Genomic DNA, 15,516 nt, shown 5'->3' with positions numbered 1-15,516 from the left:
CGGCGGCCGACGCTCAGCCTCGCGCTCGGCTTGGCGGTTATCACGCCCCCCGCCCGCCGCCCTGGGGCGAGCCACGCGGAGCTGGAGGCGGCGAGCGCGTTGCCGGCAGGCCGCAGAACGTGTGCTGGTTGGCCTCGGTCACCATGTAACCGCAGTCGGCGAACGCCAGCAGATACGCCCGCATCTGAGGTTCGGGCATCCGCTCGGCCTCCTGGCGGATCTCGGCCATCATCTTGCCCGGGTCGACCGGAACCGGCTCATCGGCGTCCGGGTCGAAGAACACCGGATCCGTCGGCCCCATCTCCCTGCCGAGCTTGGCGCGGAACAACTCCTGCTGCTGCCGCAGCGCATCGGTGACCTGCGGTCCCTCCGCCTCGCCAGGCGTCACCGTGACCCGCCCCTGCGCGTCGGTCACCCGCTGCACAAACCGTCGATCACCGGCACGCTGGTTCACCAACGCCGCATGCCACTCGAACACGCCGCTCGCACCCTTCCGGCCCGATCCCCCCTGGTAGAGGTTTCCTCGCCGAGACGGAATAGATGCCGCACCGGCAGATGATTGACACGTGAAGGTACATTTGGCGTTTGGTTACACAGGGTATCTGGATGATTGCTCCAGGATCATCGCCGCGAACGGATACGGAGATCTCCATGCAAGCAGCAACCACAGGAACCTCCCAGCAGGGAGGGTCGACCTGGCTCCAGACCGACCCGCTCACCTTCCGCCACGACCTCACCGGCGCCGACCGTGACTACGAGCCGGTCTCCGATGTCCCGGAACTCACGATCCCTTTCCCCGGTGTGTGGGAGATCTCCTACCTCGCCCGCCCCGCGATCTCTGTGTCCACGAACGCGGCACTGTGGGTCACCACAGCACTGTTCAAGAACAACGCGCTCATCCCCGGCAGCGAGGCAATCACCGGCCTCCAGGCCTCGGACGAGGTGATCCAGAACACCACCGGGCAGACGTTCCTGCACAAATTCGACGCCGGGGACCGTGTGACGCTCCATGCCTACCGCATCGGGCAGACCGGCACCGCCAATATCCTCAGCAACGCCGACGGGCGCACCGGAGTCATGGCGCACTGGGTGAGCCCAGGATTCTGAGCACCGTCCCCCGAAGGTGGGCGGCAACGACATGCTCACCTACGCCCTGGCGTCACGCGCCAGGGCGTACCGGCTCCGAAGACCGCCCGCAAGCTGATCACTACTAGATTCTGGCCGTCCACCACCAGATTTCAGTGGCCACTAGCCCTGGCTCTCCTCGTCAGCCCGATCGGGTTGGTGCTCGGCAGAAACCTCCACCGCTGGTGGTGCCGCAAACTCGGTCAGGAACTGGTCAGCGAGGCCAATCATGCCGAAGAGGCGCTACGACGCCTTACCCTCCCACCGCCACCAGCCCCAAGCACGATCTGGGCACGAATACACAGCTGGTGCAGACGGCTCATCGGCCCCGGTGCGCCCGGTACCAAAGTCGGAGGACCGACAGCCCGAATCGGTGACGACCCACCGGAGGCTACTACCCGGGCTGCCAGTCTGAGCGGCATCACACGGACAAGGCCCCTCCCAGTCCTCCGCCAGCTGCCCTCTCAACAGGAGCCCCCAAAAACCATCCGAGCGGGGGGGATCGGCCTGCATGAAAGTCACGCTGGCTGAGATATACATTGGCCTTGGCCGTGATGCGCTTGAGTACGCTATGGTCGATCTACTCGAACGGCATGTCGAGCTTGGCGTCGGGGACTTACAGGTAGTAGCGGATCCTGGGATCTCACGCCACCATAGCCTCACTGCGCACCGCCAAACCTGCGCTGCCGCGACCTGGTCACTGAGCCGCAGCTGGTGGTCCCGCCATCCTGCCGAGAGCGAGAAGATGCGGGACCGTGTGCGAGCGAGAGCTGAGTTGGTTGAACGAAGGTATTGGTCCGCTCGGCATGCTCGCCCCAGATCAGGCGGTGGCAGCTGTGGTGGGCGGCCTGGGGGCAATGGTCAGCGCCGTTCGCCCCAGCGGTGTCCCCTGCGGTCAGCGTCTCGGCCTCCCAGTCCCCGCCGTCGGCCGCTCCACCACTGGTGCCTTTCCCAGCTGGAAGGCCCGTCCGTTCGAGGCGGGCTTGGCGGGTTTGCCGTGGTGGTCGGCGTTGAGGATGACGGCGGCGGCGTCTTCGGCGGACTTGTGGGCCAGCTGCGGCAGCAGGCGGGTGTAGATGTCGGCGGCGATGGTGATCGACGACAGCCGCGGGGTCTCTTGGACGACTTTCATGTCGTACCCGGCTGCCAGAAGGAATGTCGCGGCACCGTGCCGGAGATCGTGCAGACGGATGGGAGGCAGTCCTGCCTCCATCGACAGTTGTTCGAACTGGTCGGTGACCTGGTTGGGAGTCACCAGTTCCCCGGTCGGGGTAGTGAACACGTAACCGGTCTCTACCCACGCATCTCCAGCCTGCAGACGTTCGGCGTTCTGGCGAGCCTTGTGGGCGCGCAGGACTTTGTTGGTTGCGGTGTCGAGGCTGATGGTCGCCTCCCCGGCTTCGGTCTTGGGTTTGCCTTCGAAGGTCTCGGCTCCGATCTTCTGCCACCGGATCGTGGCCGTCCCGTTGTCCAGGTCCAGGTCACTCCAGCGCAGGCCGCAGGATTCGCTGCGGCGCAGGCCGCGGAAGGCGATCAGGTGGTACTGCACGTACAGCCGGTGGCCGCGGGCGCGGTGCGGGAACCGTTTGGTCAGGGCCGGGGTCCACACCATCACCTTGGAAGGGCGCGGGGCGCCGATGTAGGCGTCCAGCCGGTTGATCCGCTCCCCGATCCGCCTGTGCGGTTCGAGCCGGGATTGTCGTTTGCGGCGCGCGTTCATCTTCTCGATGTGGGCGGCGAAGTCCCGCTCCCATACGGTGATGCGTTCGTCGGTCCACACCAGCGCCTTGGGCGCCTTACCCGAGGGCAGCTCCACCAGCGCGGCGACGTTCACCTCGATCAGCCGTTCCCGGATCGCCTTGCTGAGCGCGGACCGCAGCGTCGCCCGGATCCGCTGTTTGGTGGCCGGGCCGACCACCCGGCGCCCCTTGACCCTGGCCCGCAGTTTTGGATCGCCGGATTCGCGGGCACGGGTGATGGTCTCGTTGAGTTCATCGATCGCGTCGAAGACGCGTTCCACGTCGCCGACGCGAAGCCGGTCCAGCCGGATACGGCCAAGAAGCGGTGCAGCTGCGGCCCGTCCAAGCTCAGCGGCCTGGCTACCACCTTAGCTGCGCTGCCACTTATGATTGCGCGATGTCGCTCGCAGTGCGCTGGACCCGGCTGCTGATGGTGGTATCGGCAGCCGGCTTTGCAGGCGCGGCCTACGCAATCCGCGCCTCGATGGACGGGCCCATCGAACAGTACTCAGGCGCCGCCTTGTCCGCGGCCATCGTCTACACGATAGTGATTTTCATATGGCCGCCGATCTCCCCGCTGCACGCCGGCAGCGCCGCGATCGCATATTGCTGGTTCATTGAGTTTGCACAGCTCACCCCCATACCTGCGGCACTCTCCCAGCGCAGCTGGCTCGCACGCCAGCTGCTAGGCGCCCAGTTCGACCTCATTGACGTTGCCTGGTACCCCGTCGGCGCCATCCCATTGGTCGCCGCGCATTGGTTCCTCCGCGCCCGCAAACGTTCCCAAACAAACCCGACACCCGCTGCACCTTAGCCAGCCGCGGTTCGAATCAATCCAAGAACCGTTCCACACAGTGCGCGTCGGAGTGGTCGGTGGCGACCAGGTGGGCGGTGGCCACGTGCATCCCGGAATTCCCGTTCCGCCCCTCGCACGTGGTGTCGTCGATCGCCGACGTGTTTTTCCCGGCCATCCGTGACCGCCGGCCAGCCATGTCGGCTCGTTGTTGGCTCGCGAGGCCAACCCGGGGACGCCCCCACCAAGCCACCGCCCCCAGCTGCCCATTCAGAGGATCAGCGTCGAAGACGACGGTGTCCCAGCCCAGTTCCCGGCCGCCCAGTGGCGGCGCCGACGCCGCACTGCCGGGCTGGAACACCCCGCGCCGCATCCGGGATGTGGTCGGCGCGACTGCTGCCCTCGGCGGAGACTCCGGAGGAGATCACCGACCGGCTCCGCCGGACGATCCAACTCGCGCTGTCCCACCCCGATCCCGAAGCGGCCTTCTGGCAGCGCCGACCGATCAATTCGCCCCCCGCCAGGACCGTCCGCACCGCTGCCAAGCGCCCGGATGCGATCGGCGCCTTGAGCCCGCGGCGACCGGCTGACCGGCTTCGAGGACGCCATCGCCGCCGCGTTCCCGCACACCAGCGTCCAGTCGTGTGTGGTCCACCTGATCCGCGACAGCCTCCGGCCGGTCCCGCGCAAGCACCGCGCCGCCGTGGCCGCAGAGCTGCGCAAGGCCTACACCGTGCCCGACGCCGCCCCGACCCAGGCCGCGTCCAGTAAAGATAACCAGACCCGCTACAAGATCACGCTCACACCTCGAGTTACAGGCTCCCCGGAGCAGCGCTTCCCGTTCGAACTGGAACTGCCTTTGCGCAAACCGCAGAAGTGACCCGGATTCGGTGGGTTCCGGTCAGGGGCGGGGACGGGGTCAGCCGTTTGCGGGGAGGCCGGCGTCGTGGGCCAGGATGGCGGCCTGGACGCGGTTGGCGCAGTCGAGCTTGGTGAGGATGCGGCTGATGTGCGCCTTGACGGTGCCGGTGGCCATGTAGAGCCGTTCGGCGATCTCCGCGTTCGAGAGCCCGGCCGAGACGAGGCGGAGCACGTCGCGTTCGGTGTCGGTGAGCCGCTCGATCCGGCTCCTGGCCGCCGCCTCGGCGCCGCCGGAGTCGGAGATGAGGTGGCGTTCGATGAGCCGGCGGGTGATCTGCGGCGCCAGGATCGACTCGCCGGTGGCGGCGACGCGTACGGCGCGGATCAGCTCGGTGGGCGCGGTGTCCTTGAGGAGGAACCCGATGGCGCCGGCGCGCAGGGCCTCGGCGACGTTGCGGTCGTCGTCGTAGGCGGTGAGCATGGCGATGTTGGTGCGCGGCGACTCCCGGACGATACCGGCGATGGCGGTGAGCCCGTCACCGCCGGGCATGTGCACGTCCAGCAGGGCGACGTCGATCTCCTGCTCGCGGCAGGCGCGGACGGCGGCGGGCCCGTCCGCGGCTTCGGCGACGACCTCGATGTCGTCTGCGTGCTCCAGGATGAGGCGGATTCCGGCACGCATGAGCGTCGCGTCGTCGGCGATGAGGGTCCGGATCACCGGGTCATTCTAGGAGGCTGAGGACGATCAGCACGGCCAGGCCGGTGACGACCGGGACGGCCGCCAGGGCGCCCAGGCATCCCGCGCCCAGTACGCGGGGCAGCGTCAGCACCTCGGCGTCGAGCGGGGGCGGCACCTCGCGCGGCTCGGGTTCCTCCCTGGGCACCGGGGGGTCGGCGGGCACGGACGGATGGGCGGGGAGGTCGGCTGCGATCTGGAAGCCGCCCTCGGGGGTGGGGCCTGCGGTCAGCGCGCCCTGGAGCAGGGCGACACGTTCCTCGAGGCCGACGAGTCCCTGCCGGGTGCCGGGCGAGCGCGGGCGCGTGCCCGGTACGGGGCCGTTGGTCACGCGGACGCGTACCCGGTCGCGTTCCATGGTCACCTCGACCCTGGTACGCGCGGCCGGGGCGTGCTTGTGGACGTTGGTCAGCCCTTCGCGTACGACGCGGTGCAGGGCGTGGCGGGTTCGCGGATCGGCGCCGGCGAGGTCGGGGCCGGGCCACACCAGCTCCACGTCGACGCCCGCCTTCCGGGACTCGGCGACGAGGTCGGCGATGTCGGCTCGGGTCCCGCTGCGTTCGGCTTCGGGGGCTTCGTCCGTGGCGTCGCGGAGGACTCCCAGGATGCCGCGCAGCTCGCTCATCGCGGTGGACGCGGAAGTGCGCAGCAGCTCGGCCTGGGCGCTGAGCTCGGGCGCGGAACGGGCCACGGTGAGTTCGAGCGCGCCTGCGTGCATCGAGATCAGGCTGAGCCGGTGGCCGAGCATGTCGTGCATTTCGGCGGCGATGCGCGCGCGTTCCTTCATCCGCGCCTTGTCAGCGGCCAGCCCCTGTGCCCGTTCCAGGTAGGCGTTGCGTTCACGTAGCAGGCGGACGCGCGGCCTGCGCTGACCCCGCAGGGCACCGGCGAGTGCCGGGAACACGAGGAGAACGGCGACGCTGATCGCGTTTCCGGCGAGGGCCGCTTCCAGTCCGTACGGCGCGTCCCGTTCGACGGCGAGGGCGAGGAGCAGCCCGGCCGCCGCGGTCGCCGGTACGACCGTCCACAGACGCCGGGCAGGATGGACGCGCCGTGCCGTCGCGTACGAGACGATCGGCAGGACCGCCATGGCCCCGACGTTCCCGCTGGCGAGCACCGGCGCCGTGGCCGCGAGGGCCGCGACCGGCGAGCGTCTGCGGGCGGGGAGCAGCAGTGCGGCCCAGCACGCGCTCGCGGCGACGGCCGCCACCCGGGCCGGCGCCGGCGGCGACCACAGCAGTTGCAGGAATCCGGCGGCGAGCGCGACGAGGAAGAGCGCCAGTTCGGCGGCCACCACATGCGGCGCCGCCGAACGTACGGCCGTCCGCGCCTCGCGGACGGCGGCCGCCGCCCGAGTACGAGCCCATCCGGTCGGCGCAGGCAACTGCGGTCACCTCACCTTCGGCCGGTCGGTATGCGGGTCTGGAGGATCTACTCCGACATGATGGCCGATCGGCCATGAGGTCGGGCCGATCGGCACATGCCCCGGTTCGATGCGCGTTCGTAGGCTGCCGAACGGTGATCGAAACCGCCGTCACCGAGCCCGCGACCGAAAGGATCGACATGCGGCCCGAACCGCACACCGCCACCGCCGACGCCTCTCGCGAGTTGAGGGAGACTCTGGTCGAGGCGTTCCGCCGGGCCATCCGGGACGGGCGGCCGGACGTGGGGACCGAGCACGTGCTCCTGGCGCTGCTCGACGGCGAGTCCGCGGCCAAGGATCTGCTGGCTCCCCGGGTCCGCGACAGCGGATCGCTGATGGGAGTCATCACGGCGAAGGGCGCCGAGCACTGGGTCGGCGAGGACCGTGCCGGCGACGGTGAGCCCCTCGGCGGCCACGCCGCCGCGGCCCTGCTGCGCGAGACGGCGTGGGCGGCGGCCGAGGACGAGGTGCCGCCACGGCCGACCGGAGCGCTCAGGGCCGCGCTCGCCCAAGCGCTCATGCGGGCCGGGGAGCTGGGGGTGTCGCGGGCGAACCCGTCCCACCTCCTCATGGGACTGCTGCACGATCGCGGCAACCGGGCGTGCGAGGCGCTGCTCGAACAGCGAGTGAACCGGGACGATCTCATCGCCAGGCTCGCGGTGCATCCGAGCGCGCGCGAGGACGGCACGCGGCACCCCGACGGCGCCGCCGGGTTGCGCAACATGGGCATGCTCAACGAGCGGGGCAGGTACTGGGGCCGCCTGGCCAGAGTCCTGTCCAGCGGCGGCTTCGGGTCGCCGGTCATTCCCACGGTGCGCCTGGAGGCCGAGCGCCAGGCCGTACGGCTGGGGCACCCCGAGGTGACCCCCGTTCATCTGCTGCTCGGCATGCTCGCCCTGGACGACCAGCTCACCAAGGCCGGACTGACGCTCCGCGCCGAGTGGACGCCAACCAACAAGGGCGCCGAGCTGCTGCGGGAGCGAGGGATCACGCTCGCCGCCGTGGTGGACGCGCTTGCGGAACCGTCCACGGCGGATCCGTTCCGCCCGACGATGCACGAGGAGATCGCACGGCTCCTGACCCGCGCACGCCTGCGCTGCCACGAGCGCGGGGATCCGTCCACCGGGACCACCCACCTGCTGGCCGTACTGGTCGCCGAGCCGGCAGCGCCATGCGGCCCGCTACTGGCTTCGCTCGGCGTGGACATCGCGGAGCTCCGCCAGGCTCTCGACCGCTGAGGTCGTGATCGCCGATCCAGGACGGCGCGTTCCACGACCTCACCGCCGCCGCTCGCCGGTATCCGCGGAGCCGGGCGGCACGGCCCAGTGTCGCGCGGCATGGGCAAGGAGGGGTGCTCGCAGAGGACGAACGGCGCCGGTTGGAACGCGAGATCGCCTATCTGCGTACGTACAGCGACGTCCACCGCAGGCATCTGCGCTCCCCCTGGAGACGCTCCCGCGCAACGTGGAGGAGTGGGAGAGTTCCGAGCGGCCCTCCCTCGGAGATTCGCCGCAGCCGCCCGCCTCAGACCTGCCCTGACGGCGTCATACAGGATGCCTCCGGAACCGGCAGGGTGACCTTGGTCGGTCACACGCCGCTGAGGTCGCCATGGCGGCGCGGACCGGCCGTCACCGGGGAGAAGCGTACGGGCAGGGCAGTCAGGGCCCGGTGGAACGGGCCGGGCCGCCAGGTCGCCTCGCCGCCCGGGAACGCCGGCGTCAGGCCGGGCAGTCCGTCGAGGAGCTTCTCGATGGCGACCGTCGCGATGAGGAGCGCGGGCCGCTTGGCGGGGCACAGGTGTGGGCCGGCGCCCCAGGCAAGGTGGGCCCGGTTGCCGACCCGTGCTCCCGCCATGGTGCGCGGGTCGGCGTTGGCGGCGGAGAAACCGATCACCACCGGCTGGTGCGCGGGCAGGATCGTCCCGCGGAACTTCACGTCCTGCCGGGGATAGGTGAAGCCGAAGTTCGCAATCGGCGGGTCGCTCCACAGCAGTTCGTCCAGCGCGTCCTCGATGAGCAGGCTGCCGCCCCAGACGTCGTCCGCCATCTCCGCACTGGTCAGCAGCAGGTGAACGCCGTTGGCGATGAGGTTCTGCTCCGGTTCGGCCCCGGCGCCCATGAGGAGGAGCACCTGATGCAGCGCCTCCTCGTCGGACAGCTCGGCCGGATCGGCCAGGAGCTTGGAGGTCAGGTCCGGCCCTGGCCGGCGTCGTTTCAGCGCGATCAGCTCGGCGACGCCCTCGGTGAGCTCGGCGTTCGCCTTCTCCGCTGCCACGCCGTCGAAGATGCCCTGGTACCCGCGGGCCAGCCGCTCATTGAGGGCGGGCGGGCAGCCGAGGAGCCGGTTGAACAGCAGCAGCGGCAGGGGGCGGGCGAAGTCGGCGAGCAGGTCGGCCTCGCCCGCGGCGCCGAATCCGGCGATGAGCTCCTCGGCGATGCCGCCCACCTGCTCGCGCAGCGCGGACGAGTCGATGTGGTCCAGCGCACGCGTGACCGCCCGCCGCAGCCGCGTGTGCACCGGATCGTCGGTGTACATGCAGTTCGGCCGGTACATCATCAGCGGCAGCACCGGGCAGTCCTGCGGGACGTCCCGCTGCCACCGGCGCGGGTCCTTGGGAAAGGTCACCGGATCGCGCAGTACCTCGAGCGCGGCCTCGTAACCGATGATGAGGGTCGCCGGAACGCCTGGGGCCAGTTCAACCGGCACGGCATCGCCGTACTCCCGCAGCCGCGTGTACGTCCGCGCGGGATCCGCGGCGAATGCCTCGTCGTACAGCCGCACACGCTCGGGGTGCGTTGGAGGGCCGGGCGGCGGGGCGTGTCCGGCTCCGCGGGGAGTGATGTCCATGGCTGTTCCTTAGGCGGTCGGATCGGAATGCTCAGCGGTGCCGGCCGCCCGCCTGGCGCGCAGGGCGCGAAGCAGGAGACCGGGCCGGATGAGGGTGTTCGGATGGGCTCGCATGTGCGTGACCTGGATGAAGCGGTGGTTGACCTCCGCGTCGGTCACGGAGGCCCGAAGGATCAGGTCGCTGATCCGGTGCGCGAGTCGGAAGCCGCGCGGATACGGGCCGGTGACGTGCGGCAGCGCGAGGTCGTTGGTCGTCGACGTTTGCCAGGCGGCGTCGACGACGAGCCGTACGAGGGCGAAGTAGTCGTGGGCCGGTTCCGAGAACGACGGCGACGACCGCAGGTAGGCCGACAGGCAGGAAGCGTGGAGCGTGGCCGAGGACATGCCCTGGCCGTACACGGGATTGAACGAGGCGACCGCGTCACCCACGGCGACGAGGCCGGCCGGCAGCCGCCGCACCGCGTGGAAGTCGCGCCGCCGGGAGTCGGCCTGCCGGTAGGTCACGACCGACCCGATCATCGGGCAGTTGTCGGCGACCCACGCGAAAACCGGCGGGAGCCGCTGGCAGCGCGCGCGGAACTCCTCCGGGTCCCGCGTCGGCCGGTCGTCGGCGAACCCGGACAGCAGGATGGACCAGCGGCCGTCCTCCACGGCGGTCAGCACGCTGACCCCCGGGCGGCGCTCCCTGCCCGGCTGAACGATCGCCTGGACGGTGGAGACGTCGAGCGGGGCGCCGTCGCGCCGGAAGCTCGCGGTGGCGTAGCCGAGGTCGATGCCCACCCGCCGCATCGGCGGCCGGGGCCAGCCGGCCTCTTCGAGCCAGTCGCCGAGCCGGCTCGACCGGCCCATCGCGTCGACCACGAGATCGGCGGGCAACTCGGCGATCCGGTCGGCCGCGTCGCCGTCGCCGGTGTACCGCACGCCGGTGACCCGGTCCGGGCCGAACGTCAGGCCGCACGCCCTGGCCCGGAGCAGCCGGACGTTGCCCAGGGCGAGCGTCCTGGTCCGTACCCGGCTCTCCAGGAACGGGCGGCTGGCGCTGACGATCCCGTCCGCGACCGGCACCTTGAGGACGCCGTCGACGTACATGCGGATGGCGTCGTCCTTCGACAGCACCGCACCGTCGGCGAGCAGGCTGTCGGAGAACCCGGAGAACCAGCGGTCGAGCTGGACCCGCCCGCCGTTCAGCAGGACGTGCACCTGCGTTCCCTGCGGTACCCCGGGCCTCGGCCCGCGCGCGTCGGGGTCGTCGCGTTCCAGGACGATCACCTCGGTGGCGTGGTCGCTGAGGACGCGGGCCGCGAGCAGGCCGGCGATGCTGCCGCCGAGCACGACGGCACGCCGCAGCACGATCCTCGTGTCGGTCGGCGGCCGCACGGCGCTGAGTTCACGGAAACGACGGACCGGTCTCCCACCCATGTACGTTCGTTCTCCAATGCGTCGGCTCGTCGTGATGGTGGTCGTCAGGCCCGGCCGGCCGCCGGGCCCGGTTTGCGGGCGACGCCGCCGAGCTGCCAGACGCGCTCGGCCACCCGGGGCGGCACCGCGATGTCCGGACGCCAGGACGACACCCAGGTCAGACCCGGTTCGGCGAACTCGAAGTCGCCGAAGAAGCCCGCGATGCGCTCGCGTTCGCGTGCCGTGGCCGAGGGCACGACGGACCGGTAGACGTCCATGACGCGCTCGACCCGCTCGGGGCACGCCTCCGGGCACGCGTGTGAGAGGACGAGATGGCTGGCCGGCGGCAGTGCGTCGCGGACCGTCCGCATGACCTCCTCCGGGCGGTCGGCGTCGGACAGGAACTGCAGGACGGGAGTGAGCAGCACCGCGACCGGCTCGTCCAGATCGATGAGCCGGGTGAACACGGGGTGGTCCAGGAGTGCGCCGGGGTCACGCAGGTCGGCTTGGACGACCCCGATGCGATCGTTCTCGGCGAGCAGCGCCTGACCGTGGGCCACGACGATCGGATCGTTGTCCACGTAGAGCACCTGGGCGCTCGCGTCGTGGTCCTGGGCGATGTCGTGGGTGTTCTCGGCGGCCGGCAGGCCGGTCCCGATGTCGACGAACTGCCTGACACCGCACTCACGGGCCAGGTAGCGGACGGCCCTGCGGGAGAACCGGCGGTTCTCGACGACGACCTGCCGGAGCCGAGGGTCGGCGGCGAGCGCCTCCGCCGCTCGTTCGCGGTCGGCGCGGAAGTTGTCCTTGCCGCCCAGCAGGCAGTCGACGACGCGGGCGATGGACGGGGCCGCCCACGCCATCGTGGGCCCGGGATCGCGGATCGGCCCGGCGTCGTGCCGAAGCGGTGTCTCACTCATCCGCTGTGGAGGGTGGATCGGCGGGGCGCCACCGGGACCTGGTGCATCCGGATATGGTGCTGCCGCAGGGGATCCCGCATCCTCCGTCGTTGTACGGAGTCCGGTACGGAATTGGCCTCACGGGGGTTCGGCGAGCGACGAGACCGACTTCGCCACCGGGCGGCGCCGGACTCACTACGATCATGAGCCGTTCGGCGTACCCGCCCCCGCGGCGGGGAGGCGAGGACGGGCGGAGCGGGTGACGGAACGCATTGCGGACGGCTGGCGCGACGGCTACGTTCCGGCCGAGCTCAACGGCTTCATCGGCCGCCGGGAGCTGCTTTCCTCGGCGAAGGCGCGACTGGCCGACCCGGATGTACGGCTGCTGTCACTGACCGGCGCCGGCGGTACGGGCAAGACCCGGCTCGCGATGCGGCTGGCGAGCGAGGCCCGCCGCGCCTACCCCGATGGAGCCTGGTGGGTCGACCTCGCCTCCCACACCGACCCGACCACGGTCGGACGGGTCATCCTGGACGCGCTGCCCATCGACGACGTGTCGGCGCGGGAGACCGGCGAGATCCTGACCGCAGCGCTGAGCAGACGGGCGGCCCTGCTCGTGCTCGACAACTGCGAGCACCTCATCCGGACACTGGCGCCCCTGGTGGTCCGTCTCCTGCGCGACTGCCCCGCACTGCGGATCATCGCGACCAGCAGGGTGCCGCTGCGCTGTGCGGGTGAACACCTGATCGACGTGCCGCCGCTGAGCGTCCCGGCCGTCCCCGACCGGGCCGTCGCGACCGAGTACGAGGCCGTACGGCTGTTCGCGGCGCGGGCCTGCGCCGCGCGCGCGGACTTCGCGCTCACGCCCCGGAACGCGGCCGACGTCGCGCGCCTGGTCGCGATGCTGGACGGCATCCCGCTCGCCATCGAACTCGCGGCGCCGCTCGTCCGCGTGATGTCGGTCGCGGAGATCGTGTCGATGCTGTCGGACTTCCGGCTGCGGACGCTCACGGCGGACGTGAACGCCCCGGCCCGCCATCGGACCCTCTGGGACAGCCTCGAGTGGAGCTACCAGCTGTGCTCGCCGGCCGAGCGGCTGCTGTGGCCCCGGCTGGCGGTGTTCGCGGGCGGCTTCACGATGGACGCGGCGGCGGCCGTCGCCGCAGGCGGCGAGCTCGACGCCGGCCAGGTGCCGATCCTCATCGGCGAGCTGGCCGCCAAGAGCATCGTCGTCCCCGACACCGATGCCATTCCGACGCGGTACACCATGCTCGCGACCGTGCGGGAGTACGGGCTGGCCCGCCTCGGCTCGCGCACCGGGGACCCGCCGAAGCCGAAGCACCGTCGGCCCACGCCGCCGCCCGGCGAGGAGACTGCCGCGTACCGTCGGCTCAGCGCATACCTCCTCGACCGCGCCGAATGGTGCAGCCGCAACTGGTACGGACCGGACGAGACCCGGTACCTGTGGGAGGCGCGCCAGGACCTGCCGAACCAGCGGGCCGTCCTGGAACGGTGCGCCACCGCGACGACGCTGGAGGAGGCGGAGGTCGGCGCCCGGCTCGCCTCCGCGCTGACCGCTCTGCGGCTGTGGTTCTTCGGCGGGACGCTGGGCGAGGGCATGCGGACCCTGCTGCGAGCCGAAAAGGCCCTGGCCGACAACTCGGCGGCCGCACCGCTCCGGTTGACGGTGCTCGCCCAGGCGGGCTGGATTGCGCTGTGCCTGGGCGACGAGATCAACGCCGAGACCCTGCTGCGCCGCTGCGACGCCCTGGCACCGGCGGTCTCCGGAAGCGGCGAGGCGGCGTTCGCACTGGCCGTTCACCGTTTCTTCATCGCCGCGACGGCCCTGTTCGTCCACGGCGACCCCGAGGCGCTCGCGCGGTGGGCCGCCGTCCGCGACGAACTGGCCGCGATGAACGACACGCGTGTGCTGCCGATGGCCGACATGTTCCACGCGATCGCCGCCGCGTTCACCGCGCCCGCGCGGGACGCCTTCGCCGTCACCGGCCGGCACCTCGCCGACGCCCGCGCCCACGACGCGACCTGGGCGGCCGCCTGGGCCCAGTGGGCCCGCGCCGTGGCCGAGCTCCGCCACGGTGACCCGGCGTCCGCCGTCGCGATGTTCCGGGCCGCGCTGCGCGCCCAGTGGGACATCGGCGAACGGTGGGGTTCGGTCTGGTGCGTGGAGTCGCTCGCGTGGTGCGCGGTGGCCCGCGGTCATCACGAAGAGGCGGCTCTGCTTCTGGGCGCCGCGCGGAACATGCAGCGGACCCTCGGTGTGGCCATCCACCGGCTGCGTCCCTGGGCGCAGGCCCACACCGCCTGCGTCGAACAAGCCCGGGCGGCCCTCGGCGAGGCGTACGACATGACCGAGAGTTACGGCGCGCAGATGCAACTCGACACCGCGATCGACCTGGCGCTGGGCCAGCCGTCCACCCTCCGGGCCGACGCTCCGCCCCGGCCGCGGACGGCGAACCGGCTGCTCACCGACAAACAGCACGCCGTAGCCGAGTTGATCGCCCAAGGCAAGACGGACAAGCAGATCGCCTCGCTCCTTTTCCTCAGCCCCCGTACCGTCCAGTCCCACGTGAGCGCCGCCCTCCGCAAGCTGGGCTTCACCAGCCGCGCCGAGATCGCCGCATGGGTGGCCGAGCAACAGAGCGGCCCCGCCCCACGCTCCTGACAGCCGGTGCCGATCCGGGCCCGAAGCGCTGAACAACGGCGTCATGCCGCCCGCGCAGGCGGCCGCGACCTACCGGGCGCTGGCGAATGCCGTCGCACCGTGGGATCACTGCGTGCGATGCCGGGCCTTCACGGTGTTCAGGGCGGCCATGAAACGCGTGAGGAGCGGGTCGGTGTCCCCGGCTCGCCAGACCAGGTGCAAGGTGGTGGCGGTACCCGCGAGGCGTCGAGGTGTCACCCCCTCCCGGTGCAGCACTCGATAGGAGTCGGCCATCACGGCCGCGCCGAAGCCGGCGGCGACCAGCGCGAGGATGGTCTGAACGGTCCGGCCCCGTGCGCCGATGCGCGGCACGATCCCGGCGTGGTGGCACAACGCGATGATCTCGTCGTGCGCATGGGGCGCGGATTCGCGTGGCCACAGCACCAGGGGGATCTCACCGAGTACGGACACCGGCGCCGGCTCACGGGTCCTGGCGAGGGGGTGCACGGACGGCAGGAAGAGGGTCAGCGGCTCGCGCGCCCAGACCCGTGTGGCGAGACGGGCGTCGCGGACCGGCAGCCGCTGCACCGCCACGTCGAGGTTTCCGTCCAGGATGCCGGCCGACATCTCGGCGTCATCGAACAATTCAACCAGGGACAGGTCGACGTCGGGGAGTTCCGCTCGCAGCCGCCCGAGGGCGTCTCCCAGCGCGCCGTTGATGCCCGATCCGGCGAACCCCACCGTCAAGCGACCGGTCTTGCCCTCGGCGGCCAGCCGTACGTCGTTCGGAACGGCTTCGGCATCGGCCAGCATGCGCACGGCCCGGCGGAGCAGCGCCTCCCCGGCGGCGGTCGGAACGAGCCGGCGGCCGCCGCGGGCGAACAGTTCGGCACCCAGGCGTCGTTCCAGCTCACGGAGCTGCCGGCTCAGGTTCGGCTGAGTCAGCCGTAGCCGGCGGGCGGCTCCGCTGATGGATCCCTCTTCCGCGATCGCGACCACATAACCCAGCAACCGTAGATCCATCCATACCTCC

General features: G+C 71.0%; 13 protein-coding genes. 5 read left to right on the top strand and 8 right to left on the bottom strand.

Features of this window, described 5'->3' with window-relative positions:
* Positions 1 to 40: 40 nt before the first annotated feature.
* Complete coding sequence (locus ABZ801_RS11955) at positions 41 to 415, bottom strand: hypothetical protein (protein WP_360696300.1); 375 nt, start codon at positions 413 to 415, stop codon at positions 41 to 43.
* A gap of 236 nt (positions 416 to 651) precedes the next feature.
* On the opposite strand from ABZ801_RS11955, the gene ABZ801_RS11950 reads away from it, so the two are divergent.
* Positions 652 to 1,107, top strand: coding sequence for a hypothetical protein (locus ABZ801_RS11950; protein WP_360696297.1), 456 nt, complete (start codon positions 652 to 654; stop codon positions 1,105 to 1,107).
* Between the two features lie 913 nt (positions 1,108 to 2,020).
* Here ABZ801_RS11950 and ABZ801_RS11945 read toward each other — a convergent pair.
* The gene (locus ABZ801_RS11945; RefSeq protein ID WP_360696294.1) at positions 2,021 to 3,145 is read right to left on the bottom strand and encodes a site-specific integrase; all 1,125 of its coding nucleotides are present in this window, start codon (positions 3,143 to 3,145) and stop codon (positions 2,021 to 2,023) included.
* A 116-nt stretch (positions 3,146 to 3,261) separates the two neighbouring features.
* On the opposite strand from ABZ801_RS11945, the gene ABZ801_RS11940 reads away from it, so the two are divergent.
* Positions 3,262 to 3,678 carry a DUF2809 domain-containing protein gene (locus tag ABZ801_RS11940; RefSeq protein WP_360696292.1) on the top strand — a complete coding sequence of 139 codons (417 nt, stop codon included), beginning with the start codon at positions 3,262 to 3,264 and terminating at the stop codon, positions 3,676 to 3,678.
* 565 nt (positions 3,679 to 4,243) lie between these two features.
* Positions 4,244 to 4,537, top strand: a complete 294-nt coding sequence (locus ABZ801_RS11935) for a transposase (protein WP_360697109.1) — start codon at positions 4,244 to 4,246, stop codon at positions 4,535 to 4,537.
* A gap of 39 nt (positions 4,538 to 4,576) precedes the next feature.
* On the opposite strand, the gene ABZ801_RS11930 is transcribed toward ABZ801_RS11935, so the two are convergent.
* Positions 4,577 to 5,236, bottom strand: a complete 660-nt coding sequence (locus ABZ801_RS11930) for a response regulator transcription factor (protein WP_360696289.1) — start codon at positions 5,234 to 5,236, stop codon at positions 4,577 to 4,579.
* A gap of 4 nt (positions 5,237 to 5,240) precedes the next feature.
* Entirely contained in the window at positions 5,241 to 6,638 is a 1,398-nt protein-coding gene (locus ABZ801_RS11925; protein WP_360696286.1) for a histidine kinase, read from the bottom strand.
* 134 nt (positions 6,639 to 6,772) lie between these two features.
* Between ABZ801_RS11925 and ABZ801_RS11920 the strand changes: the two genes are divergently transcribed.
* Entirely contained in the window at positions 6,773 to 7,915 is a 1,143-nt protein-coding gene (locus ABZ801_RS11920) for a Clp protease N-terminal domain-containing protein (protein ID WP_360696283.1), read from the top strand.
* 349 nt (positions 7,916 to 8,264) lie between these two features.
* Here the strand turns inward: ABZ801_RS11920 and ABZ801_RS11915 are convergent, their stop codons facing one another.
* From ABZ801_RS11915 to ABZ801_RS11905, 3 genes are all read right to left on the bottom strand, one after another.
* Complete coding sequence (locus ABZ801_RS11915) at positions 8,265 to 9,524, bottom strand: cytochrome P450 (protein WP_360696280.1); 1,260 nt, start codon at positions 9,522 to 9,524, stop codon at positions 8,265 to 8,267.
* A 9-nt stretch (positions 9,525 to 9,533) separates the two neighbouring features.
* Positions 9,534 to 10,901 (bottom strand): hypothetical protein, encoded by a 1,368-nt coding sequence (locus tag ABZ801_RS11910; protein ID WP_344957402.1) that lies wholly within the window; start codon positions 10,899 to 10,901, stop codon positions 9,534 to 9,536.
* Positions 10,902 to 10,987: 86 nt separating this feature from the next.
* Positions 10,988 to 11,842: an SAM-dependent methyltransferase gene (locus ABZ801_RS11905; protein ID WP_360696276.1), complete on the bottom strand. Its 855-nt coding sequence runs from the start codon at positions 11,840 to 11,842 to the stop codon at positions 10,988 to 10,990.
* Positions 11,843 to 12,080: 238 nt separating this feature from the next.
* On the opposite strand from ABZ801_RS11905, the gene ABZ801_RS11900 reads away from it, so the two are divergent.
* On the top strand, positions 12,081 to 14,504 hold the full coding sequence (locus ABZ801_RS11900) for a LuxR C-terminal-related transcriptional regulator (RefSeq protein ID WP_360696273.1): 2,424 nt from the start codon (positions 12,081 to 12,083) through the stop codon (positions 14,502 to 14,504).
* A 105-nt stretch (positions 14,505 to 14,609) separates the two neighbouring features.
* Here the strand turns inward: ABZ801_RS11900 and ABZ801_RS11895 are convergent, their stop codons facing one another.
* A complete protein-coding gene (locus tag ABZ801_RS11895; RefSeq protein WP_360696270.1) occupies positions 14,610 to 15,494 on the bottom strand; it encodes a LysR family transcriptional regulator in 885 nt (294 codons plus the stop codon).
* Between the last annotated feature and the right edge of the window lie 22 nt (positions 15,495 to 15,516).

Origin of the sequence: Actinomadura sp. NPDC047616, from assembly GCF_040642915.1 — a bacterium.
GTDB classification, from domain to species: domain Bacteria; phylum Actinomycetota; class Actinomycetes; order Streptosporangiales; family Streptosporangiaceae; genus Spirillospora; species Spirillospora miaoliensis.
This window is presented reverse-complemented; position numbering and strand designations above follow the sequence as displayed.